This is a genomic window from Bacteroides sp. D2 (genome assembly GCF_025147085.1).
Lineage (GTDB): Bacteria > Bacteroidota > Bacteroidia > Bacteroidales > Bacteroidaceae > Bacteroides.
Map to the genome: position 1 here is coordinate 1327711 of NZ_CP102261.1, position 24985 is coordinate 1352695.

A 24985-nucleotide genomic window follows, 5' to 3' on the forward strand; every position below is an offset into this window, starting at 1 on the left:
TATGAAGAAAGAAGCCATACACATGAAATTCATGAATCACTCCATAGAATTCTGCCTGCTCCTGACGCTGTTGTGTTACTCCTGCGCCAGCGACTATCTGGATACCGCCCCTACCAATCAGGTATCTCCTGCCGATTTATTCAAGGATGAAGCATACGCTGCCTACGCCGTCAGCGGATTGGAGAAGTTGATGAAAACCACTTACCCCACTAATAAACTCGATGGCGTGTCATTCAACGGTGAAGGTTCTGTCAAACTGATGTATGCCGAGTATCAGGGGGCTGACATGTATTGTCCCCGCAACAATTTCTATACGATATTCAACGGGGCTTCTCATGCCATACCTACCAGTGGTTACACGGAGTATATGTGGCATTATTACTACAAAGTAATCAGTAATGCCAACGCTATTATAAACTATGTCGACCCCGAAGGTAGTCATAAATTCAAATATATCTATGCGCAGGCACTAACCTACCGTGCCTATTGTTATCTGCAACTGCTGCAGTTCTACTCGCCACGCTGGTGTGATTCGCAAAACGGCAGTGCTGACGGGGTGGTTCTCCGGCTCAATACATCTTCTACCGGCGACTGTCCTCTTTCTTCTATGCTGGCCTGCTACGAACAGATTTACAACGACCTTAACCAGGCCATCACCTATTATCAGGCATCCGGAATTGCCCGCAAAGAAGACGAGAATCACAAAATCAATGTGAATGCCGCTTACGCCACCTATGCCCGTGCCGCACTCACCCGTGAGGATTGGAGTACTGCCGCCCATTACGCTGCACTGGCACGTGCCGGTTATCCGCTTATGAATGCCGATGAATATTTCGACGGATTCAGTACCGTCAACCGCGAATGGATATGGAGTATCTATGACAGTGAAGAAGAATCGCTGGGAAACTCATCCCTCGCCGCACGCCTTGCATACAACTCCTCCTCTACTCTTGTATGCACTTATCCGGCCTGTATCAACCGTGAACTGTACGATGCATTACCGGAAAGTGATATCCGTAGGGGACTTTTTCTCGATCCGCTCGAATATACTTATAACACGGGTGGTATAACAAACAATGGTCTGGGCGGAAGTGCACTCACCAGTTACGCCCAAGGGTTGTATCCCGACCTGAATACTTCAGCAAAAATATACGCTTATATGTCGTTCAAATTTAAGTGTATCGACAAAGTAGGTGCCATGCCTTTCAACCTTTTCCGCAGTTCGGAGATGTATCTCATCGAAGCAGAAGCCAACTGCCACCTGACGCCTCCAAAAGAAGCGGAAGCAAGGCAATTACTGAAAGAACTGATCCGCGACAGCGGACGCGACCCTCAATATACTTGCGACAAGAGCGGTCAGGCACTGCTCGACGAAATAAAGTTCTACCGCCGCATCGAACTATGGGGCGAAGGATTCAGCTGGTTTGACTTCAAACGGCGCAAAGACACCATCGTACGCCACACCTTCGAAGACGGAGGAAACTACATGACCAACGCAGCCGTAACTATCAACCCGGAAGACGCCAACAACTGGATGTGGGTGATTCCCGCCAAAGAATACGAATATAACAATGCCATAAATAAACAATAAGAACACTGTAAATCCATAGTAATCAAGATGAAAATAGTCAGGTACATCAGTATATGTTTGTTGTTCACCTTTATCGGATCTCTCCTTCCAACCAAGGCGCAGGACAATCCGTACAAGATAGACCACTCTCTTTATCTACTTTATGAGGAGGCAACTAAACACCGTAACAACGCAACCGGACTGGAAATAGCTGATACTATCTATACCAAAGCCATCCGGATCAACGATAAAAAGGCACAATGCCTCGCTCTTACCATTCCGGTAATCTACTATTTCAATAATGGGAAAACGGAATTACTGGAGAAAGCAATCAGCAGGCTTCAGGAAATATCCCGAAAGAACAACTACCTGCAATATTACTACTTTGGCAGCATCTACAAAGTTAATTACCTGATGAACACAGGTAATACCCTGCGCGCGCTCCAGGAGGCTGAACTGACCAAAGAACAGGCATTTGCCGACGACTATCCCTACGGTATCTCCACTTGCCTGCGAATGATGGGAAACATTTACTTTGCGCGCAGGGAAAACCGGACGGCACTGGATTACTACCAACAATCACTGGTATACACACAGGAGAAGCTCCCTGAACAGGATATATCTTATATATACTGGAACATATCCATGCTCCAACAAAACCTGAAACAATATGAAGCAGCCTACGAGAATGCCGAGAAAGGAATCAAGTGTGCCAAGACTTCAACCAACAAATATGCCTGTATGCTGCGCAAATGCACACTTTTATACGCGCTCGACAGGGAGGAGGAATTCAAAAGCTATTATCAGGAATGTTTAAAAGCGACCGAAAAACATGGTGAAACCAGAAGGAATGAACTGAATAAGTTGAAGATATACAATTATATACTCAACCAACAATATGATAAAGCGCATGCTCTCGCCGACTCCACCTCTATCTTACATGAGAGAATAGCTTTTCAGGCAAATATTTACGCAAAAGAGCAGAAGTACAAAGACGCTTACCAGGCGCTTCAGAAGCTCCAGAGTTTACAGGATTCTCTGAACCAACTCATACAGACTGCCGACCTGTCGGAACTGAATGTGCGTATCGGCAACGAACAACTGAAAAGAAAAGCGCAAGCCTTGCAGCTGGAAAACACACAATTAAACCTGCAAAAGACAACGCTCGAACTGCAACAAACAAAATCACAAGTGGAAATCGAGAAGATGAACGCCGAAAATAACGAGCTACTACTAAGAAACCGTAACCTGGAGCTTGCACAATTCAAAGCGGAAACCGAACGTACACAGAGTCTTATGGTAGCTAAACAGGCAGAATCCGAACGCCAGCTGATGATATTGAAATTCATCCTGATATTCTTCTGTTTCTTTGCCATAGCCCTCACACTCTACCTTTATCTACGCAGAAAATCAATCAGACAACTGCAAGAGAAAAACGAAGAACTGACGATTGCCCGCGACCGTGCCGAACAGGCAGACAAGATGAAGACTCATTTCATGCAGAACATGAGCCACGAAATCCGTACCCCGCTCAATGCCATCGTAGGATTCTCACAATTATTATCCAACCCGGATCTGCCATTGGAAGATGAAGAAAAGCTAGAATTCAGCTCGCTCGTCCAACACAACTCCGAGCTGCTCACCACGCTTGTCAACGATATTCTTGACCTTTCCGCACTGGAAAGCGGCAAATACACCATGAACCTGACTTCCTGCCATTGCAACGAAATGTGCAGGCTCATACTCTCTACCGTGATGGATCGAAAAGCAGAAGGAGTGAAGCTTTATTATACCTCTGAAGTGGCAGACGATTTCCAGATCACCACAGATGAGCAACGCCTGCAACAAGTGCTTATCAACTTCCTTACCAACGCAGAGAAGCACACGGAAAAAGGGGAAATCCATCTGCATTGCTCACTGACCGAGCATCCCGACAGAATCACGTTCTCTGTCAGCGACACCGGACCGGGCATTCCTGCCGATAAGATGGATAGTGTATTCGAACGCTTCAAGAAGTTGGATGAGTTCAAACAGGGATCAGGACTGGGACTAAATATATGCCGCACCATAGCCGAACGATTACATGGAGAAGTTAAAGTAGACAAGAGCTACACCAATGGTGCACGTTTTTTGCTTATACTGCCATTAAAATAAGATTAGCTATTGACTTTCCTCTTTTTATTTTGTATCTTTGAGGAACAGAAAAAGAAAAAAGTAATATGAGTTATATAAAAATCAAGACATAATAACACATTATCAAAACATATATTTCCATATATGGAAGAACCGAATGGGAGAAAATCAGTATTGATTTTCTCCCATTTTGTATATATAAATCACAAACATTCTGATAATTCTCTGAAAATAGTTTCTAATAAACTCAGATACCGTTCTTAATAAACTCTCCCACTATTTATTAAAAACAGTATTCGGATTTATTATAGAACTGTAAATATATTATTGCTAACAATATAGAAGTCTATTCAAATATGAGTAAGGCAAACATCGAAACAGTCAATATTACGTACAAATAAGCTATAACAAATTTCTTACATCCTAATAGAGGGATACTTCTTCAAGGCATATAAAGATTCATCAAAAGACGGGAAATAGGTACGTGACCATAAATAGATCATCGTATTAGCTTAAGAGGTGACTTTGTATCCACACAAAAAGAAAAAGCCCCGAAAGATATTCTCTTTCAGGGCCTCTCTTGTTGTCCTACCAAGATTCGAACTTAGACAAACAGAACCAAAAACTGTTGTGCTACCATTACACCATAGGACAAACTCATTGTGCTTTCTGTTAAAAAGCGGTGCAAAGATAGAGATTTGCAAGCAAACCTCCAAATATTTCGTTCACTTTTTTATATTCTATCGAGTGAATCGTGCATTATTACTTTGCAATCAGCAGATAATAGTTCTTTTTACCGCGCTGAACAAGCAGATATTTCTCATCGAGCAGGTCGGCAGTCGTAATTACCTCATCAAAGGCCGCCAGCTTCTCCTTATTCAACGAAACGCCACCGCCCTGAACCAACTTACGCATTTCACCTTTCGACGCAAATACGGCCGCATTATCAACGAATAGATCAACAGCCTTTACTCCTTCTGCCAATGCATCACGGGAAATCTCAAACTGAGGCACTCCTTCGAATACAGCAAGCAGCGTATCTTCATCCAATTTGCGCAGAGCTTCCGAAGTCGCATTACCGAACAAAATGTTCGATGCGTCTACTGCTGCGTTATAATCATCTTCAGAATGAACCATCACAGTCACTTCCTTAGCCAGACGTTTCTGGAGAAGACGCAAATGCGGAGCTTCCTGATGTTCGGCAATTAATGCTTCAATTTCTTCTTTCTCGATAGAAGTGAAGATTTTAATATAACGTTCGGCATCGGAGTCGCTTACATTCAACCAGAACTGATAGAACTTGTATGGTGAAGTATAGCGAGGGTCCAGCCAGATATTTCCGGATTCTGTTTTACCAAACTTACCACCATCAGCCTTTGTAATCAGCGGGCAAGTCAATGCGAATACCTCTCCCCCATTGGTACGACGGATCAATTCGGCACCGGTAGTGATGTTTCCCCACTGGTCGGAACCACCCATTTGGAGTTTACAACCCTTTGTTTCATACAAATGAAGGAAGTCATATCCTTGAAGTAGTTGGTAAGTGAACTCGGTAAATGACAATCCATCACGCGCTTCACCATTCAGACGACGTTTCACAGAGTCTTTCGCCATCATATAGTTTACAGTGATGTGCTTACCTACTTCGCGAACAAAATCGAGGAAAGTGAAGTCTTTCATCCAGTCGTAATTGTTCACCAGCTCGGCACGGTTAGGTACATCCGACTCGAAGTCGAGGAACTTGGCAAGCTGATTCTTGATACATGCCTGATTGTGACGCAATGTTTCTTCGTCCAGCAGGTTACGTTCTGCCGATTTACCGGAAGGGTCACCAATCATACCTGTAGCGCCACCGATCAGTGCCAACGGCTTATGACCGCAGCGTTGGAAATGACGAAGGATCATCACTCCACAAAGGTGACCAATGTGTAGCGAATCGGCAGTCGGGTCGATACCCAAGTAGGCAGTCACCTGCTCTTTGCTTAACAACTCTTCTGTTCCCGGCATGATGTCCTGCAACATGCCACGCCATCTCAATTCTTCTACAAAATTCATCGTATTACTCTTTAATTATTTGGTTTTTATTGTATTTCAATTCCATGTGCGACAAAAGTACGACTCTTTCTCGGAAGATACAACTCTTACGCCCTAAAAAAGACATTTTGGATATTCCGGCGAATCACCTCACGCAACGCTTCCACTTCTACCCCACGCACCCCGGCTGCCTGACACAGGATATCTTCAATATCAAGCAAGCTGTCATCCGTTTCCAAAAACAGGCGTTCATCGGGGACTATCCGTATTGTTTCATCGGGGTAATATTCTCCAAAAGAAAGATAAAACCCTTTCTTCAACAACTGTACAGCCTGCTCCGGTTTTCCACGAAAGCCATGCCATATCCAAGGTTGTTGAGGGCGAGATTCTTTTTTCACACCCAGCAGTTCTTCCATTGCTTTCACGCAGTGGATAATCAACGGCAAACCGAGCTTTTCCGACAACTTTACCTGTTCCTTAAACACCGCTAACTGAAGCTCCATCGAGGCTTTTGCCAATTTATCCAGCCCCGCCTCTCCTACAGCTACAAACTGCTTTCTCTGCAGCTGCTGTTGAAGAAAGCTCAATTGCTGACTGACATTATTCTCTCTCACCTCCCAAGGATGAATACCGATAGAATAATAAGATCCTCTACCCACAGCCACTTCCACATTCTCTGCCAGAGGCATATACAATGGAGAGTCTGCCAATAACGGATAATTGATGATGGATTTTCCTTGGGAATCAACTTCCTGTTTATGAGTATGGATATCTAAAATATCAGTCACCTTCTTTTTCATTTCCTATTTCTCGTTTCAGTTGTCTCAAGGCACGGGATCATAACCGGAACCACCCCAGGGATGGCATCGCAGAATACGCCGCACAGCAAGATAAAGTCCCTTTATAGGACCATGTTTCTTAATTGCTTCGAGCGCATACGCTGAACAAGTAGGCGTGAACCGACAAGAGGGAGGAGTAAGGGGTGAAATACAAATCCGGTAAAAATAGATGGGAACAAGCAGGAAGAAGGAAAATACCTTTCTCAAAATTCCCGTAACGAATACCCACGCGGTAGATATCCGGGAGTTATGAGGTTTCATGAGAATAGTTTTTCGGAGATGCGCGCAAGCGCTATTTTCATTTTCTCTTCCAGCTCGGCAGTAGCAACAAGCTCGTCCGACAGATAGATAAAGGCAACGGCTAACCGTTGCTCCCGGCGTTGCAGTTCGTCTACCAGAAGAGACTTGTTCTTCCGGTAGGCTTCACGTATCTGGCGTTTCACCCGGTTGCGTTTCACCGCCCGTTTAAAACGACGTTTCGATACACTGATTAATATGGAAGCAGGAGCCTCGCCCTGCTCGACAGGCATATATACAACGCGTATCGGAAAGATGGAAAACGATTTAGAAACACCGCCTTCAAACATCTTTCCGATCAAAATTTTACTATTCAGCCTTTCGGCTTTACACAAAGTATATATACCCACTCTGTTTATTTATTGTTTTCCTTGATAAACATGTCAAGTGCGGCAGTCATTGACGGAGCCTGCACCGTAGGAGCCTCAAGATCCAGACGGAGACCTGCGTCACGTACAGCCTGTGCGGTAGTAGATCCGAACGTTCCGATCTTAATCTCTTTCTGATTAAAATCCGGGAAGTTCTTCTTCAAAGAAGTCACTCCGGCAGGGCTGAAGAACACTAACATATCATAATCAAACTCTTCGTCCGGTGTAAAGTCGTTGCTCACCGTGCGATACATCACAGCTTCCGTATGCTGAATGTTGTTCTTGTCGAGCAGGTTTTTCACATCGTCATTATGTACGTCTGACATCGGAACGAGATACTTCTCCGTTTTATGCTTCACGATGGAAGGAATCAGGTCTTCAATCTTTCCAGTAGCTCCAAAGAAGATCTTACGCTTACGATATTGCACATATTTTTGAATATACAATGCAACAGCTTCCGTCACACAGAAATACTTCATAGTTTCGGGAATTGTCACGCGCAATTCAGTACACAAAGTGAAAAAATGGTCAATAGCATGGCGCGAAGTGAATATTACGGCAGTGTGGTCGAGAATCGAAATTTTCTGTTGCCGAAATTCTTTCGCCGAAAGACTTTCAACCTTAATAAAGGGCCGGAAATCTATTTTAACGCCATACTTTTCAGCTATGTCGTAATAGGGAGATTTCTCTGACGCAGGCTTAGGCTGCGACACTAGTACTTTTTTAATTTTCAACGTCCTAAAATTTTATTAGCAAAATATTGTTCATTTGAATCATACCCTGATACAGTAAAAGACAAGGTACTATTTCAAGAGCGCAAAAGTACAAAATTAATAGGAAAAGCCCGCTAAATTGATGAAAAAAAAGCTTTATCCACTTATAAAACATCAATATTTTAGTGAAAATTAAAATAATAGACCCAATTATAACCAAATTCGTTAGACTCAAATCAAAATAAACTAGGAAAAGAACGAACGGAAAAAGGGCAAATCCGACATAATATATGAGCGCAGAATACGATTCCAGCCATATATTTGTCTTATTTTTATCAAAAAACGTCCACCCCAGAAACATATAAAGCAACCATTTTAGTAAGAAATAAGCGAGGCAAAAACCAACGTAAATACCCAGCAAAAGGAGGGAGGATACATGGTCCATCAGAGCAGGACATGTATCATGAAAATAATTGAGAAATGTGATGCCCGACAAGACACAGGTCTGCAATACAAGCACAAGGAGATAACGCACATCAGCCGCCGTAGAGCTATCAAAAATGCTCGTCCGTTCGCGATGTAACACAAAGTCTTTCACCTGTTGGGAGAGAAATTTCTTTCCACGTGCCAAGGCAATGGAGGAGAGAAAGAAGCAAACCAGCAATGTCAGCGCAATAGCATCATCCGTACGGGGAGAGTAGGAGATAGGGGTTCCTTCAAAGCCAGAATCAACCTCTTGTACAGCATGAAGATCGGCCAACTGCAGGCTATCACTGTCTGCCTTTGCCGGACTAATCTGTTTCTGCTGGAGAAGAGACAAGGTATCCGTGTTCTGGGAACTTAGTGTATCACCTATCATATCGCTGCAAATTTACGAATGGAAATATCCCATACAGGAGTCTCATAAAGCAGCTGAACTGCTTCTTCCGGTGTCTGCGCCACTTTCCATATATCACCGTGTTGGCGTCGCATAAAGTTTTCATCGATTGCTTTTTCAAGCATTTCGAGCAATGGATCGAAAAATCTGTTTGTATTGAGAATTATAATCGGATTGAGATACAACCCCAATTGTTTCCAAGTGATAATTTCCAGCAATTCTTCAAGGGTACCGCATCCACCCGGCAAAGCGATGATACCATCACTCAAATTGGCCATCTTCTGTTTGCGTTCGTGCATGGATTCTACCTCGATCAGCTCTGTCAGTCCAGTATGATGCCAGTTTTGTTCCACCATGAAGCGGGGAATCACTCCGGTCACTTCACCGCCATTTTTCAACACAGCATCTGCCACAGAGCACATCAGACCGATACTTCCAGCTCCGTTTATCAAACGGATATGGTGTTCGGCAAGCAGACGGCCGAGAGTCTCGGCTGCTTGAAAGTAAACAGCATCTATCTTGGTACTGGAAGCGCTATATACGCATACGGAATTTATCTGGTTCATCACTCTTTACGGGGTTTATGGTTGTAACGAGTGCAAAAGTACAAAAAAACATAGAATAACAGACTATAGTTCAAACTAACTAGAATGTAAATTGATAAGAGATAGATGGCAGTGCACCATACAAATACATTTTATGCATGCCAATATCAGAGAAATCATAGTCATCTCTACTCGTATAGATAGTAAACACATTTTTTCTGTTATATACATTCATCACAGAAAGAATCAATCGACCTCTTTTGCCAGTTTTACAAGTCATGGATAAATTCAATTCATGAAAGGCAGGAGCACGATAACCATTTCTTGTAGAATAGATATAGAAAGCTGTACCGTTCACCCGGTAATGAGCAATAGGCAATGTCAGATTCATCCCTGAATTGTACGAGAAGGTAGCTGCAAAAGCACACCTCCGCTTACGTCCGGCCTCATAATTCAGAAATATCTTCAAGCTATGTGGACGATCATAGACAGGCGGATATTCCTTATCTTCGAGAGCAGCAATATAATTTCGGGCATGTGAAAGAGTATAGCTAATCCAGCCGGTTAGCCGCCCTCTGTTTTTAGATACATAGAATTCCGCTCCATAGGCCTTTGAATAACCTGTGTTCAACTGTGTTTCTATCTGATTATTTAAAAAGATATTTGCATTATCTACAAAATCAACGATATGATCCGTCTTTCTATAATAAGTCTCCAGAGAAAATGTATACATTCCTTTTTCCAGACTTTTCTCATACCCTAAAGCCACTTGTTTCATCACTGCAGGTTTCAGTTGTCTATTAGCAGGTACCCACATATCTGAAGGAATACCGACAGAGGAATTAGACAACATATGCAGGTTTTGTGAAGACTGCGTGAAAGCTGCATGCAAACGGTTCCCGGTTCCGGGAGAGTAGGACAACTCAGCTCTCGGTTCAGGCATTATGTAACCCTTTTGCTTGAGTTCTCCCACTTTAGGAGTATAAAAAACGGGGAAACGAATTCCTCCACTCAGCCGCCATACTGATGAAATCTTATAGGTTGCTTCTCCATAGGCTGCCATATCCAACAGGGACCGCCTATCCATTCGATAAGGAACCACATTACTAAAGTCTCCCCAGCTACTAATACTCCCAGGCATTGTGGTAAATACATGCGCAGAGAGACCACTCCTGATATGCAGTACATTGTTAACAGCATAATCTGCATCATATTTCAATTGATAAGATTGGATATTCGATTTCCATAAGAACTTCATTCCATCTGTTATTGATTTATAGCGATAATAATAATTGCTAAAAATAGCACTGAAGTTTCCCGACAACCGATCTGTCCAAACATGATTCCATCGGAATGTAGCAGTAGTATTTCCCCAATTCATACCATAACTGCGTACCAGTTGATTAAAAAAAGTATGATCGCCGCCATTATATACTGAAAAGAAAATCCGGTTCCGGTCATTTAATGTAGAATTAATTTTGGCGTTCACATCATAAAAGCTCATTTTAGTACCACGAAACTGTTTCAGTACGTTAAGTACAGCTCCCGGATAAGCAAACCTACCAGCTACCAGGTAAGATGTTTTCCCTTTCTTTATCGGACCTTCCAACTGGATTTTGGAGGCGACAACTCCAATTGTAGCACTCCGGTGTTTCTCCTGATTGTTTCCTTCGCGCATTTTGACATCAATAACAGACGAAGTTCTTCCACCATACTTCAATGGAAAATAAGATTTATAAAGACTCACTTGCTGTATAGCGTCATTATTGAACACAGAAAAGAAAGACAATGCATGATTCGGGTTATAAACCATTGCCTCATCCAGCAATATCAAGTTACCCCATTGATTACTCCCTCGAACAGATATATTATTGGAACCTTCATTGCCACTAATGACTCCCGGAAGATATTGTAATGACTTCAATACATCAGGTTCACTTCCTAAAGTGGGAAGTGCCTGAATATCTTTCTGGTTCAATGTCAACTGTCCTCCTGCTTTCTGATTTCCCATTACCTCTACATCACTTAGTTGATAGTTATCGGGCATCAAAGCAAAATTATGAACCGAATTTGCAGTCAGAGTCAACGTATCCATTTGGGTTACATAGCCCAGCATCGAACATCTTAAGACACAACGTCCACCTTTAATACGAATGGAATATAGCCCATACGTATTGGCAGCTACTCCTGTTCTCGACATCAGGTCTCCAATGTTAGCATCCGAGAGCACTTCTCCGGTTTTTCTGTCGGTCACACGACCTCTGACAGTAATCGTCTGAGCATTACATATGGTGAAATTTCCACAGCAGGATAATATAAATAATAACAGGTATTTTTCCATCAAATCCTATGTTTCTTATAAAAATAGATTTCAGAGATAGCACTGACACGGAATATTCCATAAGCACCATTATCAATGTTACTTTTTACAGAGGTCGGACGCGGAGAGAAAGTTCCACCATCCGAACGTATTTGCTTAATCATTTGATCAAACACCTGATAGCAATTTTCAGATATGGACTGCATTTTTATCCAAATGGAATCACTTACAGGATAGCTAAACCCCGGACGATTAGGGAGTACAAACTGCTCTCCCTCGCTCACAACATAGTCTATCACATTTTCCGCCAAATATTCATCATCCAAAATAGAATATGGCCAACCGGCACTATTCGTTGTTCCATAATATAGATTATAAACAGATGCGACACGAAGCACTTTTGAAGAACAAAAATCTGTTTTAAGCAAATAATAGTTATGCTCTTCAGGAGGATTATAAAAACTGATACATGGAGTTTCATTAGGTTCACCTTCTCCAGTATCAATACGTTTCATTACTATTTTGTCTATTGGAGTTTTAGGCACCATCCGCTCACATGCTGTATATTCCTTTCCTTTGTATTTGATATGAAGTTCGTAGGTATGATTTTCAACTCCATAAATCTTATTAGTAACATAAAGTCCACCAGGCGTTTCACCAGGAAGCCATTTCATATAAACAGTAACATCTTTATCTCTATAGTGATCATAAAATCGAAAATCCTGATAACCAGTCAATTTGGCATTCTGTAATGTATCTCTTATACCTGTTGTCAAATCAACAATAACAATTTCTGCATCATTAATCCTATCAAAACTACGATTTTCAGGGTATTTCAGTTTAGTTGACGGTTTACTTAATACAAAATAATAGGGTGGGGGTTCATCGGTTATCACTCCATCAAATACTATGGCATCTTCCGGGATCGGCATACCTACATCAAACGGCTCCTCACAAGCAATACAAAGATATAAAGCCTGCATTAGAAACAGATAAGTTATCTTATTCAGATTAAAGTAAAGTCTCATCTTTTATCTTTTGTGTTATAGTTCATACTCCAATAGTCTGGACAATTCTTCATAGCTGTTTGTGACGTACACCAAACGATCATTAATTATGATGGTAGGAGTAGCCATCAGCCCCCTTTCTACTAACTGATTGATGACCTTATCCATCTTCTTATATTTGTCAGAAGAATGTAAGTAGGCATCAAATTCTGTCATATTCAATCTTTTAGACTTTGCTAAGTTATATATAAAAGCGGAATCTGCTACTCCTGAATAGTTAAATATAGTATCATGAAAAGTCCAGAATTGTTTTTGCTCACCAGCAGCCTCACATGCCAAAGCTGCTAACGAAGGAGCATCTGCAAAATGCACAAAACCAAATTTAACCCGCTCTTTATAATTGTCATAGAGCTTGGACAATGTCTTTTCAAATTGTACACAGCGCTCACAATTATAATCAGAGGCAACAATAAAAGAAACAGGAGAGTCTAAATTCCCCCTATAATATACACACAAATCCCTCACAACACATTCCGGCTGTTTTGGAGGATATAAAAATCTTTTAATATCCGCCTTTTGATATAAAGAATCAACCAATGCCTGAACAATCCGACTCCGAAGTTTCTGTTGATAAGATAGTTTCTCCTCCAAAGAACCTTTCACTAACGGGATTAATTCACCTTTTACATAAAAGCTTTGTGTATTAAATCCATATCGTTTTTTCAAACTATCCTGCCCTACACATATTTTCTGCTGAACAAACCAATCGATAAACTCTTCCAAAGACATGTTTTCTTCTTTAGCTGCATCTTCTAACAGTTTCTGTTTGATCAGACCTGCAAGTACCCGGCTTTTGATTTCATACGCTGTATTCAATATATCAAAAATCTCTTGTTTACTTTGAGACGCCAATTCTGAAAGAAGAATCTGTTCTCCATTCACTTCTGTAACAACATCATTCTTATTTATAACAGGAGTATTGCAAGCAATAAAAAGAAAAGAGAAGAGAAAGAAATACAATATTTTCATGTCTATATACTAATTAAATCAATTCTTATTGGCAAGTTTTACCAATAAGAATTGATTATAAACAGATTAATTACTAGATAACTGATCGCACCAATTTTGTGAAATTCGTTTTATCCGTATTAAGACATACGTGATATCTTGTATTTTTATCCAGTTGGACTCCATAAAATGTACCATGCGGATCACTTTGATGTTGGTGTCCCATCCATACTTGTGCCCAATTTTTATTATTATGATCTTCATCATCAAAATACAAATTACCTGAAGCCATATCAGCAGGAGCAATGACCCCATAATTAATACCTGCAGGTCCCATTGGAATATCCCCCCATTTAGTCATATTCCTATTTATATTCCATGCCAATGTAGCATTAGAATCTAATTTAGACATTCCAGAAATGTGCATTACATCATAATAATTAGGATCATCAGACCACACACCATTATGACCACCATCTTCCGTATCATGATAACGGACCAATGTCATAGTTTCTAAAGGTACATCCTCAAACAAAAAGACTCCCCCCGGATAACGAAATCCCGCATCCACCATACAAAATTCGAGACGCATATTATCTCCACCATCAACATACGTATCTCCAACATTACCACTTACGCTAGTTTTACTATTTCCGTTTTCACAATCAATTTTTATTGATAAATACTTGTAATTACCACAAGAACCAACCCTGAAAACTCCGACCCTAGGCGATGTTGCACCATAAGCCGTACGCATTACCTTCTCTTTAGCAACTTCCATACGTCCCATAATTAATTGTCCTTCAAAACCTGAATGGAATCTTCATCACCCGAAGTTTCGCATTTTAGACCATTATCACCCGCTTCTAACGTACCTAGCTCATACTCATTGTTCAAGCCATTTAATTCGGATTCTGTATCCAGTAATACAGAACTTCCTGCACAAGAGCAGCATAAAGCTACCATTGTTCCCAAAACCAATAGTTTTTCTTTCATCTTGGTTAAATTTAAATTTGTTTTTATTTAAGAGAAAATCTCTGAAAAGTATTTTTCATCCAAATACATTATGGCAATATCTATTTAACAGGATAAATTATTTATTCATCCCATTCCATATTTTTAGAATAGCCATAGTAGATTAAAATAGATGTCGATTAAACAACATCTACGAACTCCCCAAAAAGTTATTAGGAAAAACAAAAATTGAATGCGAACGCATTTGAGTAACATCCTTCAAAGCTACCCAACCTCTCTTAATTTGTTCCATCGCATAAATACTTATACTTGATTGGAATAAGATAGCTGATAATAAAAAGAATAGAAGTTTCATTTCCATGATGTCTGTGTGTTAGGTTCTGTGTGTCAAAAGTACGTAAGCATAATGAAAGAAACGAATTTCACTTGGTAACATAAGTAACAGTAGCGCATAAAATAGGAAACAAGAGGTTACACACACAAATTATCTAACAGATAATCCTAATAATATATTCAAATAGCTTAGCAGTCATCCCATTTACCTCATCATACCCCATCAAAAAAAATCTTGGACTTCTTATTCAGAAGTCCAAGAGCTTTTCTCACAGAGAATACATCTATCACAGATTTCTCATCTACTAACAGGTGTATCACATTGTTGCTGAATGAACTTCATTATCCGAACTATAAAATCGTTCGAACACCCTACCAGTAGTATTTCAGCACACAACTAAAAAAAGTGATTTTAATTTTACGTTTCAATATACCTTAATGGACCTTTCACAAGGCTTATTAAGCCCACGAATAAAAGTTAACCGATTCTTTCCCCTTTCGGTCATCTAAATCGTCATTTCAGCAATGCGCCATATATTTCAGCAGCGGGGCTTCAACAGTTAATGATTTAGGTATATCATCTTATGTTAGTTGCAAATAATATATATTCCAAAGATTTAATCTAATTCAAAATCTCCGATAAAGGCTTCCTTCGGAAGTTGTATCTCCAAAGTATATTTACCTTTTTCCTCACCTGCAAGATCAATATAAACCTTATCTACATTTAAATCAGTAGATGTATAAACGACTTCTCCTGTCTCTGCATCCTTGATGGTAACAGTTACAGTAGGAACAGTAGAAAGAAGGTCAATAGTCAACAATGAGTTTTCAATAAAAGCATCAGGAGAAACAGGAATAGACCGATGTTGCACCTGAGTTTTAGTTCTTAATTTAATTTGGCGTGCAGTTACCATTTCATCCGCATAAGAAAACATACTTACTTGAAGTAAAACTGTCAACAACAAAAAAGGTAAAAATTTAGCTTTCATAATAAATGGGTTTAAAATTTCGCTCCAAAAATACACAGATGAAACAAAAGAAACGATTTTTATGTGGTAACAATGGTAACAGCAAGTTATTCAAAAGCAAAAAGAGCAAAAACGAATCAATATATCTCACTGATTATCAGCACCAAAAACACGTTCAAAAATTTGTGTATCCATTTTATTCTTTATACGATTTTTACGTGTCTTAAGAGCATCTGACGTAGCATCCATTAGCTCCATCATGACAGTTTTTGAACAACAAAGCAATGAAAGAACACAATAAAATACATCATCACCAGTTAAAGCCGGACAACGTTCTTTCAGATTTACCATCACATCAACGAATGCATTAGAAATGGTAGAACGTATCTCCTTCCTTAAACTACGCATTGCCAATAATTGTTTCGGAGTTGCTTTCTCTAGTATTTCTAATTGTTCATAACAATCTGTTGTTTTAAGTACAGATATACATAATTGAATCTGTTGTTCTGTCAACTCCGACCTTTTCTTATCTATATGCTCTTTATTAGATTCAGACACTTCCTCTTCTTTTAACAACATAGTATCCACTCGCTTTTGAGTTAGTTCGTGTTGCAAAGCTATATAATACTTCTTTCTTTTTCTGTCATTCCACATAAAATAGAAAACGCATATAATCATCAAAGAAAAAAATGCAGTAATCAAAATGAAAATCAGCGTTCTAGTACGCTCCGACAACAATCTCTTATGTTCTTCTAATTGATGTTTATCCATAAGTCGATTAAGTTCCTCATTGTCTGTCATAAATTGAATAGAATCATAAAGTTTCTTATATGCATCCATGTTCTCTGTCGCTGTTTTCCATTCACCTCTTTTCTTTGCTATCTGATACATCCCATCATAACATACGGCCCTCCCATTAATATCAAGAGAACCCATTTCTTTATTAAAAAAATAACTGGCAGAGTCAAGCTTATTCAAATTAAACATAATTTCAGCTTTCAACAAATAAGCATTAGCTGCTTCATCATGCCCCATTACCATAATAGCTTTCGATATATATTGATCCGCTCGGATATAATCTTTCTTTTCATTGTAAATCATAGCAAAATCATGATAAATCGCTCCTATCATACTAGAATCCTGTACTACTAATGCACAATCAAGAGCTTGCTGATAATAGTATAAAGCACTATCTTTCTCATTTTGCGAAAAGAATATGCCTGCAATTCCTCTTAATGGATATACCTGCGCACTTTCTCCTTCCAATATCTGATAAGCTGTACGATATGCTTCCATGGCTACGTTGTTTAAACCATCTTTTTCATAACATTCCGCAAGATTATCATATATCATTGCCAAGAATTCATTCCGAATAGGCATCAGACGAATTGCAGCCAAATATTCTTCTACAGCAAATGAAGTATACCCTTTCTCTAAATAAGTAGCTCCCCAATAATAATGAGCTTTTGCAGCACGTACACTTTTCTTCTTATCACCATAGTATTCAACAGCCGTTTTTATCAGCGAGTCATCTCCTAAAACAATATAATTTTTATGCCTTGCTTGCGTAAGCAATAGCGCATAAAGTGCTCTGTCAGCACGTGGTAATTTCTGTGGGGAGGAAATTGATTCCAAAATGGATAATGCACTATCAGGATATATTTCCATCAATGAGTCAGCAGATAGTAGCAATGGACTCTTCACCGAAGAAGAGCAGGAAGATAGAGAGACAGACATCAGAATGCTACCTACGCTGACAAGTAAACTAAAGAACAACAATAAATAGCGTTTAGGATAACAACATCTTGTTTTCATTAGGCAGTCCGTTTATTTACAGGCCAAAAGTAGCAAATTCCGGCAAAAGAAGTTTAATATCCAAAAGATATTTATTTAAATATAACTTATTTAAAATCAAGAGCCACAACCTCATATCCTACTAGAAGGAGTTGAGATTGTGGCTCTTATCGAATGAGCTAAGCTCGCTTTCAGACTGTTTTACAGACCAAAAGCAGCTTTAATTTTATCTACGTAGTCGAGTTTCTCCCATGTAAAGAGTTCCACTTCCACTGTTTTATCTCCTTCGTAACGAGAAGAAAACTTCTTCGTTATCACTTGCGGTTCACGTCCCATGTGACCATAAGCGGCTGTTTCCTGATAAATAGGATTACGAAGTTTCAGACGTTCTTCGATTGCTTTCGGGCGAAGATCGAACAACTGATCGATAACGCGGGCAATCTCACCATCCGTCATGTTAACGTGGGAACGGCCATAAGTATCTACAAAAATATTGATCGGACGAGCCACACCGATAGCATAGCTCACCTGTACAAGCATTTCATCTGCTACACCTGCCGCAACCATATTCTTTGCGATATGGCGTGCTGCATAAGCTGCACTACGGTCTACCTTGCTAGGATCTTTTCCGGAGAAAGCACCACCACCGTGAGCACCTTTACCACCATAAGTATCAACGATAATCTTACGACCTGTCAAACCGGTATCTCCGTGAGGACCACCAATTACGAACTTGCCCGTAGGATTCACATGATAAATGATTTTATCATTAAACAGTGCCAACACTTTATCGTGATGGATAGAAGCAATGACACGAGGCATCAGAATTTCAATCACATCACGGCGGATGATAGACAGCATTTCTTCGTCAGCTTTCAGCTGGGCAGCTTGAGAATCATCTTCCGGTTGGATAAAGTCATCATGTTGCGTAGAAACAACGATTGTATCGATGCGAACAGGAGTTCCGTTGTCATCATATTCAATAGTAACCTGGCTTTTGGCATCGGGGCGGAGGTAAGTCATCACCTTTCCTTCACGACGAATGTCGGCCAGCACTTGCAGAATGCGGTGTGCCAGATCAAGAGAAAGCGGCATGTAGTTTTCCGTTTCATTGGTAGCGTAGCCAAACATCATACCCTGGTCGCCTGCACCCTGTTCCATCGGGTCTTGACGCTCTACACCACGGTTGATATCGGGACTTTGCTCATGAATAGCGGAAAGTACGCCACAAGAGTTACTTTCGAACATGTACTCTCCTTTGGTATAACCGATTTTCTTAATCACTTCGCGCGCGATGAGCTGGAGGTCAACGTACGCTTTAGTTTTCACTTCACCCGCTAGCACCACTTGTCCGGTAGTCACTAGTGTTTCGCAAGCTACTTTCGAACTGGGGTCGTAAGCCAACAGTTTGTCAAGCACGGCATCCGATATTTGATCGGCTACCTTGTCGGGGTGTCCTTCTGACACCGATTCGGATGTAAATAAGTATCCCATCTTTTTAAATTAAGAATTAAAAATTGAAAATTAAAAAATGAGAGAGAGTAGGAGAGGCGAGTGCTGCAAAGGATAAACCGAAAGGCGTCAATCAGACGTGTTTTAGCATTTTTTTCCGTGGTTGCAAGCTACTCAAATCTGTCCACACTTTCATTTCGGGTACAAAGATAAAGAGATTTCGGAGATAATGAGTATCTTTGCCCTGTATTTAACACATAAATAGATTTATAATGATTCTAAATAAGAAATTTAAAACGCTTTTAGTGTTGGCACTTTATATAGGCTTCACGATTGCTATCTATGCCATTGTCTGCCATTTTATCGATAAGCCGTTTCAGGAAATTCATTTGCTGTATGCAGTATTGATAGGATGCATTGCCTATTTGCCGGTATTTATTGCGGAGAAAAAGAAGAAGTAAGCTCCTTCATCGTTTTGCCAAGTACCGGATGCACTAATCCGGGAGCAATTTCTGCCAGTGGTTTCATTACGAAGTCACGTTCTGCCATCAACGGATGGGGGAGGATCAACTTTGCTCCGGAAGGAGAAGTGGTGGAAAGTATCAAATCACCATAAAGCAGCAGATCAATATCAATCAGGCGGTCGCTATATATGCCGTTGACGGATTTCTTCGTACGTCCCAATTCCTGTTCAATCGCCTGCGTTCTCTGTAAAACGTCTATGGGAGCCAATTCGGTATCTACACAAACCGCTGCATTCAGGAAACTGTTATCGGAAGAAAATCCCCAAGGGGCAGTTATGTAAAAAGCAGACAGGGAAACGATTTTCCCTACCTGCTCTTCTATTTTTTGCACGGCATCCCGAAGATTTTGTTCTTTATCCCCAAGGTTAGTGCCGAGTCCCAGATAAACTTTTGCCATTATTTGTCCAAAATCAGCATTGCATCTCCATACGTGCCGAAACGGTAACCTTCTTTCAATGCTACATGATAAGCATCCATCACCTGGTCATAACCACCAAAAGCAGCTACAATCATCAGTAAGGTAGAAAGCGGCATGTGGAAATTGGAAATCATTGAATTGGCTACGGTAAATTCATACGGAGGAAAGATAAACTTGTTAGTCCATCCTTCAAATTCCTTGAGATGTCCGTCGGTGCTGACTGCACTTTCAATAGCACGCATCACTGTCGTACCTACCGCACATACATTTCTACCGTTATCTTTGGCACGATTCACGGTTTTCACCGCCATTTCGTTTACAAACATCTGTTCCGAATCCATCTTATGCTTCGTCAAGTCCTCTACGTCGATGTCGCGGAAGTTACCCAGACCAGCGTGCAAAGTGATATATGCGAAGTCTACACCTTTGATTTCCAGACGTTTCATCAACTCACGGCTGAAGTGTAAGCTAGCAGTCGGAGCAGTCACCGCACCTTCGTTCTTTGCAAAAATAGACTGGAAGCGTTCAGCATCTTCCGGTTCTACGGGACGGTTGATAATGGAGTGGGGGAGTGGAGTTTCACCCAGAGAATACAGTGCCTTTTTGAACTCGTCATGAGGTCCGTCGTAAAGGAAACGGAGCGTACGTCCGCGAGAAGTGGTATTATCAATCACTTCAGCCACCATTGAATCGTCCGGACCGAAATATAGCTTGTTACCGATACGTATCTTACGTGCCGGATCAACCAATACGTCCCACAAACGAAGTTCTTCATTCAACTCACGCAACAAGAATACCTCGATACGAGCACCTGTCTTCTCCTTGTTACCATACAAGCGGGCAGGAAACACTTTCGTATCATTGAATATAAACACATCTTTATCATCAAAGTAGTCCAACACATCTTTGAACATCTTGTGCTCAATCTTACCTGTATTACGATGCAATACCATCAAACGCGACTCATCTCTATATTTCATAGGATGTAGAGCGATCTTATCCTCGGGTAACTTAAATTTGAATTGTGATAATTTCATATCTATTCCTTATTACGTTAATTATTTTCTTCCTCATTTTCTATTTCCTGCCCGTCGATCCACTCTTTAAAGTGTTCGGGGTTCAGACAGTCTTCCAACCGGACATCACCTACACGGGTACGGATCAATCCTGTCAGGTGAGCTCCGCTATGGAGTGCTTCGCCAATGTCGCGGGCCAGGGCACGGATATAGGTCCCTTTGCTGCATACGACACGGATTTGAATCATCGGTTCCGGATCATCCAGGCGACATTCCAGCAATTCAATCTCGTCGATAACAAGCTGTTTTGCTTTTAGTTCGACTTCCTCTCCTTTCCGGGCCAGTTCGTAAGCACGCTTACCGTCTACCATACAGGCAGAGAAGGCAGGAGGTACCTGATCGATGGCACCAATAAAGTGCGTCAGCACTTCTTCCACCAATTCCCTCGTGATATGTTCGGTAGGATAGGTGGCATCTATTTCATGTTCCAAATCGTATGACGGAGTAGTGGCACCCAAACGCAACGTCGCGACGTACTCCTTCGTATGATATTGAAACTCTTCTATTCGTTTTGTCGCCTTGCCTGTGCATAAAATCATCACCCCTGTTGCAAGCGGGTCCAGTGTTCCGGCATGGCCGACTTTTAGTTTTTTCACTCCTATCCGGCGGCAAATATGATAGCGGGCATGCCCTACTACTTTAAATGAAGTCCATCCGAAAGGTTTATTGAAAAACAGTACTTCTCCTTTTTTAAAATTCATCAGCCAATTTCTAAGTTGTATCCAAGCAGCAGCATTACCAGAATGGTTCCGCCAACAATAATTCTGTACCATCCAAATGCTTTAAAGCCATATTTCGTAACAAAGCTAATAAAGAACTTGATAGCCAGCAAAGCAACGACAAAAGCCACCACATTACCGATAATAAGTGCCGGCATGTTGTTAACCAGAATCTCGGTTCCACCATCCAGGAAGAGTTTCAAGACCTTGTAGCCGGTTGCTGCAAACATAGTTGGCACGGCAAGGAAGAATGAAAACTCGGCAGCATCCTTACGAGTCAGCTTTTGAGACATACCTCCGACGATGGTAGCCATCGAACGGGATACACCCGGTATCATTGCAATACATTGAAACAAACCGATATTGAATGCCTTTTTTTCTGTCAGCACGGTATCTTCGCTTCCTTTCGAGAAAATCTTATCGCAGAACAGCATGAATATACCACCGATAACCAGCATCACTGCCACTATCGCTACACTTTCCAGCATCTCGTCTATCTTATCGCTAAACAGGAAACCCAAAATTGCAGCAGGAATAAAGGCAACCAGCAGCTTCCAGTAAAAATCGAATTTATGCAAAAAACACTTTAAAGCGGAAGCGCCTGCAGGAGCCGGTGTATGATTCAACCGGAAAAAACGTTTCCAGTAAAGGCAGACAACTGAAAGAATTGCGCCAAACTGAATAATTACAGTAAACGCTTTTACAAATTCTGTACTTTCTACCCCTAGTATGTTTTGTGTAATAATCATGTGTCCTGTAGAAGAAACCGGTAAAAACTCTGTCAACCCTTCTACAATAGCAATAATAATCGTCTCAAATGTTGTTAAATCTCCCATCTTTATTCTTCTGTTTTTTGTGTTTTAGGTTTGCGCAATACTGCATAAATCATAGATATAAAGCCAAACAGGCAAACGACCGGCGCTACCTTGATTCTGCGTACACTGAAAATATCGGGTTCAAAAAGCGTTTCGGACGATGTAGGTCCCGTCATCAATAGAAAGCCGATAATAACAATCGCCATCCCTATTGCGAGCAAGATAAAGTTCACTTTATCAAAGGCAAATTTCTGCTTGTCAGACATAGTTTATTTAATTACAAATTACTAATTTCAATCATTCCCTTAATCTATCAGTCGGTTGTTACGGATGCCAGTCACACGCAAACACAGGTTTGCCGTCAGCCATTCGCCATCCGCTAAATATAGTACAGGCTGTTTGCTTTCATTCTCAAGTATTTATTCATAGAGAAATAGGCGCATAGCCACGTTATTACAATTCCAAACGCCAATACGCTTGCACAGACTATCAACATGACTTCAGGCGTGATGACCTGAAGCAATTCCTGTTCATACGTCACGGCCCAATAAGCGGTCCCCATCAATATGGAATCGGCAACGATGGCTGCCAATATCCCGCTCCATACATTCTTTCGAAGGAATGGCCCCCGGATGAATCCCCAACTCGCCCCTACCAGTTTCATGGTGTGAATGAGGAAGCGTTTGGAGTAAATAGCCAGTCTTATGGTATTGTTTATCAAGGCAAAAGAGATAAAAGTAAGCACTACTGCCAAGGCAAGCAGTACCAGACTGATATTTCGTATGTTATCATTCACGGCGTCAATCAACTCCTTTCGATAGAGCACATCTTGTATGTTGGTGTTCTTTTTAATCAATTTCTCTATCTTCGCAATGCTGTCCGAGTTGGCATAGTCAGAATGGAGTTTGATTTCGATGGAAGCGGTAAAAGGGTTATAGCCCAGGAATTCTTCCGGATCTGTTCCCATTGCTTCCGTCTGTTCTTTCAATGCTTGTTTTTTAGAGATATATTCGGATTGTTTCACGAAAGGTTCCTGATTCAGCTTCTTCTGAAGTTTCAGTATATCCGCTTCTTTCATGTCGTCACTGATAAGAACGGAGAAACTGATATTCTCGCGGACATATACGGAAAGATTGTGCGCTGTCAATACGAAAAAGACAACCAGTCCCAGCAACAGCAATACCAGTGTCGTACTGATACTCGACGTGATGAACTGCATGTCGAAAATCGAACCTGACTTATATTTGTTTTGATTTCCCATGCGTTATCTCTTTTTTCGGAATACATAAATCATTGAACTGCTGCGTTCTTTCCTTCCCAAAGCATTGAACCAGGCCAACGTCCCGGCAAACATCCCTTTCAGGAAACTGCATGAACTGCCACGATGTTTCTCGCTCAACATAGATACGTAAAACGCATCGAACGGCATCGGATGACGTGCCGCCATAATAAAACCATGGCGGGAAGCCAACTGTTGTATAGTGCCCGGAGTGAAATGCCAAAGATGACGGGGAACGTCATAAGCCGCCCAATACTCACCGTAGCGCTTGGCATCATAAGAAGAGCAGTTGGGTACTGCCACAATCAATACTCCTTTTTCTGTCAGCAGTTCGCGAAGCGTCTCCCAAGTCTCATTCAAAGATTCGAGATGCTCCATCACATGCCAGAGAGTGATGACATCAAAACTAGCAGGAGCAAACTCTTTCAGAGCCGATTCGGGCTTTACATCCAGTTCGAAATGTGTTTTTGCAAACTCACGTGCCTGCGGACTTTTCTCCACTGCCTCTACCTTCCATCCCCGACGAACCATTGTATCGGAAAAATAGCCGGTTCCCGTACCTATATCAAGCAAACGCCCCGTCTTGCGATGCGCTTCCTTAGCTACCAAGCGCGCTTTGCGGCCCAGCATATAAGAACGTACGTAATGGTAGATATTATTCATCGCGCCCTTGCGCGTATCAGTGTGGGAGATGTAGTCGGGAGTCTCATAATACTTGCCTATCTCTGCTTCCACGGGAACTCCTTGTGTGAATGTAAATCCACAGTCCTCACACGAATGCAGTTCAAACTGTTCGCCCGAAGCATAAAAATCCGTACAAGTCATGACGCGTTTCAAGTGCGTACCGCCACACACCGGACAAGCATTTATACTGAGTTTCTCCATTAATTTCTAAGCAAAATTAAGTGCTGCCTCGAATGA

Annotated in this window: 25 protein-coding genes and 1 tRNA gene; 3 read left to right on the plus strand and 23 right to left on the minus strand. The window is 41.2% G+C overall.

All coding sequences use genetic code 11. The features are described from left to right. Nucleotide 1 precedes the first annotated feature (1 nt). Nucleotides 2-1591, plus strand: a complete 1590-nt coding sequence (locus NQ505_RS04660; protein ID WP_009001379.1) for a RagB/SusD family nutrient uptake outer membrane protein — start codon at nt 2-4, stop codon at nt 1589-1591. 27 nt (nt 1592-1618) lie between these two features. Then, nucleotides 1619-3724, plus strand: a complete 2106-nt coding sequence (locus tag NQ505_RS04665) for a sensor histidine kinase (protein ID WP_009001378.1) — start codon at nt 1619-1621, stop codon at nt 3722-3724. Nucleotides 3725-4286: 562 nt separating this feature from the next. Here NQ505_RS04665 and NQ505_RS04670 read toward each other — a convergent pair. From NQ505_RS04670 to metK, 16 genes are all read right to left on the minus strand, one after another. Next, a tRNA-Gln gene (locus NQ505_RS04670) sits at nt 4287-4357 on the minus strand. A 108-nt stretch (nt 4358-4465) separates the two neighbouring features. Beyond that, complete coding sequence (gene tyrS / locus NQ505_RS04675) at nt 4466-5758, minus strand: tyrosine--tRNA ligase (RefSeq protein WP_009001377.1); 1293 nt, start codon at nt 5756-5758, stop codon at nt 4466-4468. A gap of 86 nt (nt 5759-5844) precedes the next feature. Continuing rightward, complete coding sequence (locus NQ505_RS04680) at nt 5845-6537, minus strand: TatD family hydrolase (protein WP_009001376.1); 693 nt, start codon at nt 6535-6537, stop codon at nt 5845-5847. Between the two features lie 24 nt (nt 6538-6561). Then, nucleotides 6562-6837, minus strand: coding sequence for a membrane protein insertion efficiency factor YidD (gene yidD, locus NQ505_RS04685; protein ID WP_004298909.1), 276 nt, complete (start codon nt 6835-6837; stop codon nt 6562-6564). Further along, nucleotides 6834-7223: a ribonuclease P protein component gene (gene rnpA, locus NQ505_RS04690; RefSeq protein ID WP_004298908.1), complete on the minus strand. Its 390-nt coding sequence runs from the start codon at nt 7221-7223 to the stop codon at nt 6834-6836. Before rnpA ends, yidD begins: the two co-directional genes overlap by 4 nt. A 5-nt stretch (nt 7224-7228) precedes the next feature. After that, a complete protein-coding gene (locus NQ505_RS04695; RefSeq protein ID WP_004322581.1) occupies nt 7229-7975 on the minus strand; it encodes a uroporphyrinogen-III synthase in 747 nt (248 codons plus the stop codon). Nucleotides 7976-7979: 4 nt separating this feature from the next. Further along, nucleotides 7980-8813 carry a DUF4271 domain-containing protein gene (locus NQ505_RS04700; protein ID WP_004324188.1) on the minus strand — a complete coding sequence of 278 codons (834 nt, stop codon included), beginning with the start codon at nt 8811-8813 and terminating at the stop codon, nt 7980-7982. Continuing rightward, nucleotides 8810-9397 carry a TIGR00730 family Rossman fold protein gene (locus tag NQ505_RS04705; RefSeq protein ID WP_008646994.1) on the minus strand — a complete coding sequence of 196 codons (588 nt, stop codon included), beginning with the start codon at nt 9395-9397 and terminating at the stop codon, nt 8810-8812. The genes NQ505_RS04700 and NQ505_RS04705 overlap by 4 nt, the downstream gene beginning before the upstream one ends. Nucleotides 9398-9476: 79 nt before the next feature. After that, the gene (locus NQ505_RS04710) at nt 9477-11717 is read right to left on the minus strand and encodes a carboxypeptidase-like regulatory domain-containing protein (RefSeq protein ID WP_009001375.1); all 2241 of its coding nucleotides are present in this window, start codon (nt 11715-11717) and stop codon (nt 9477-9479) included. Continuing rightward, nucleotides 11717-12724, minus strand: a complete 1008-nt coding sequence (locus NQ505_RS04715) for a DUF4249 family protein (RefSeq protein ID WP_004313691.1) — start codon at nt 12722-12724, stop codon at nt 11717-11719. The genes NQ505_RS04710 and NQ505_RS04715 overlap by 1 nt, the downstream gene beginning before the upstream one ends. 15 nt (nt 12725-12739) lie before the next feature. Further along, the gene (locus tag NQ505_RS04720; protein WP_009001374.1) at nt 12740-13732 is read right to left on the minus strand and encodes a DsbA family protein; all 993 of its coding nucleotides are present in this window, start codon (nt 13730-13732) and stop codon (nt 12740-12742) included. 73 nt (nt 13733-13805) lie between these two features. Continuing rightward, on the minus strand, nt 13806-14501 hold the full coding sequence (locus NQ505_RS04725; protein WP_232293072.1) for a hypothetical protein: 696 nt from the start codon (nt 14499-14501) through the stop codon (nt 13806-13808). A 2-nt stretch (nt 14502-14503) separates the two neighbouring features. Continuing rightward, on the minus strand, nt 14504-14707 hold the full coding sequence (locus NQ505_RS04730) for a hypothetical protein (protein ID WP_232293071.1): 204 nt from the start codon (nt 14705-14707) through the stop codon (nt 14504-14506). A 929-nt stretch (nt 14708-15636) separates the two neighbouring features. Further along, nucleotides 15637-16008: a DUF3244 domain-containing protein gene (locus NQ505_RS04735; RefSeq protein ID WP_009001373.1), complete on the minus strand. Its 372-nt coding sequence runs from the start codon at nt 16006-16008 to the stop codon at nt 15637-15639. A gap of 126 nt (nt 16009-16134) precedes the next feature. Beyond that, nucleotides 16135-17802, minus strand: a complete 1668-nt coding sequence (locus tag NQ505_RS04740) for a tetratricopeptide repeat protein (RefSeq protein WP_009001371.1) — start codon at nt 17800-17802, stop codon at nt 16135-16137. 180 nt (nt 17803-17982) lie between these two features. Next, a complete protein-coding gene (gene metK, locus NQ505_RS04745) occupies nt 17983-19275 on the minus strand; it encodes a methionine adenosyltransferase (protein ID WP_004298895.1) in 1293 nt (430 codons plus the stop codon). Between the two features lie 230 nt (nt 19276-19505). On the opposite strand from metK, the gene NQ505_RS04750 reads away from it, so the two are divergent. Then, entirely contained in the window at nt 19506-19694 is a 189-nt protein-coding gene (locus tag NQ505_RS04750; protein WP_009001370.1) for a hypothetical protein, read from the plus strand. On the opposite strand, the gene folK is transcribed toward NQ505_RS04750, so the two are convergent. The 7 genes from folK to NQ505_RS04785 all read right to left on the minus strand — a co-directional run bounded on the left by folK (nt 19669) and on the right by NQ505_RS04785 (nt 24949). Further along, entirely contained in the window at nt 19669-20154 is a 486-nt protein-coding gene (gene folK, locus NQ505_RS04755) for a 2-amino-4-hydroxy-6-hydroxymethyldihydropteridine diphosphokinase (RefSeq protein WP_009001369.1), read from the minus strand. The two genes, NQ505_RS04750 and folK, sit on opposite strands and share 26 nt — an antisense overlap. Beyond that, entirely contained in the window at nt 20154-21212 is a 1059-nt protein-coding gene (gene queA, locus NQ505_RS04760; RefSeq protein WP_004298889.1) for a tRNA preQ1(34) S-adenosylmethionine ribosyltransferase-isomerase QueA, read from the minus strand. Before queA ends, folK begins: the two co-directional genes overlap by 1 nt. 17 nt (nt 21213-21229) lie before the next feature. Then, nucleotides 21230-21952, minus strand: coding sequence for a tRNA pseudouridine(55) synthase TruB (truB, locus tag NQ505_RS04765; protein WP_009001368.1), 723 nt, complete (start codon nt 21950-21952; stop codon nt 21230-21232). Continuing rightward, nucleotides 21952-22806 carry an undecaprenyl-diphosphate phosphatase gene (locus NQ505_RS04770; RefSeq protein WP_009001367.1) on the minus strand — a complete coding sequence of 285 codons (855 nt, stop codon included), beginning with the start codon at nt 22804-22806 and terminating at the stop codon, nt 21952-21954. Before NQ505_RS04770 ends, truB begins: the two co-directional genes overlap by 1 nt. Nucleotides 22807-22808: 2 nt before the next feature. Next, nucleotides 22809-23051: a DUF3098 domain-containing protein gene (locus NQ505_RS04775; RefSeq protein ID WP_009001366.1), complete on the minus strand. Its 243-nt coding sequence runs from the start codon at nt 23049-23051 to the stop codon at nt 22809-22811. 113 nt (nt 23052-23164) lie between these two features. Next, complete coding sequence (locus NQ505_RS04780) at nt 23165-24046, minus strand: cell division protein FtsX (protein WP_009001365.1); 882 nt, start codon at nt 24044-24046, stop codon at nt 23165-23167. A gap of 3 nt (nt 24047-24049) precedes the next feature. Next, nucleotides 24050-24949, minus strand: coding sequence for a methyltransferase domain-containing protein (locus NQ505_RS04785; protein ID WP_009001364.1), 900 nt, complete (start codon nt 24947-24949; stop codon nt 24050-24052). Nucleotides 24950-24985: the final 36 nt, after the last annotated feature.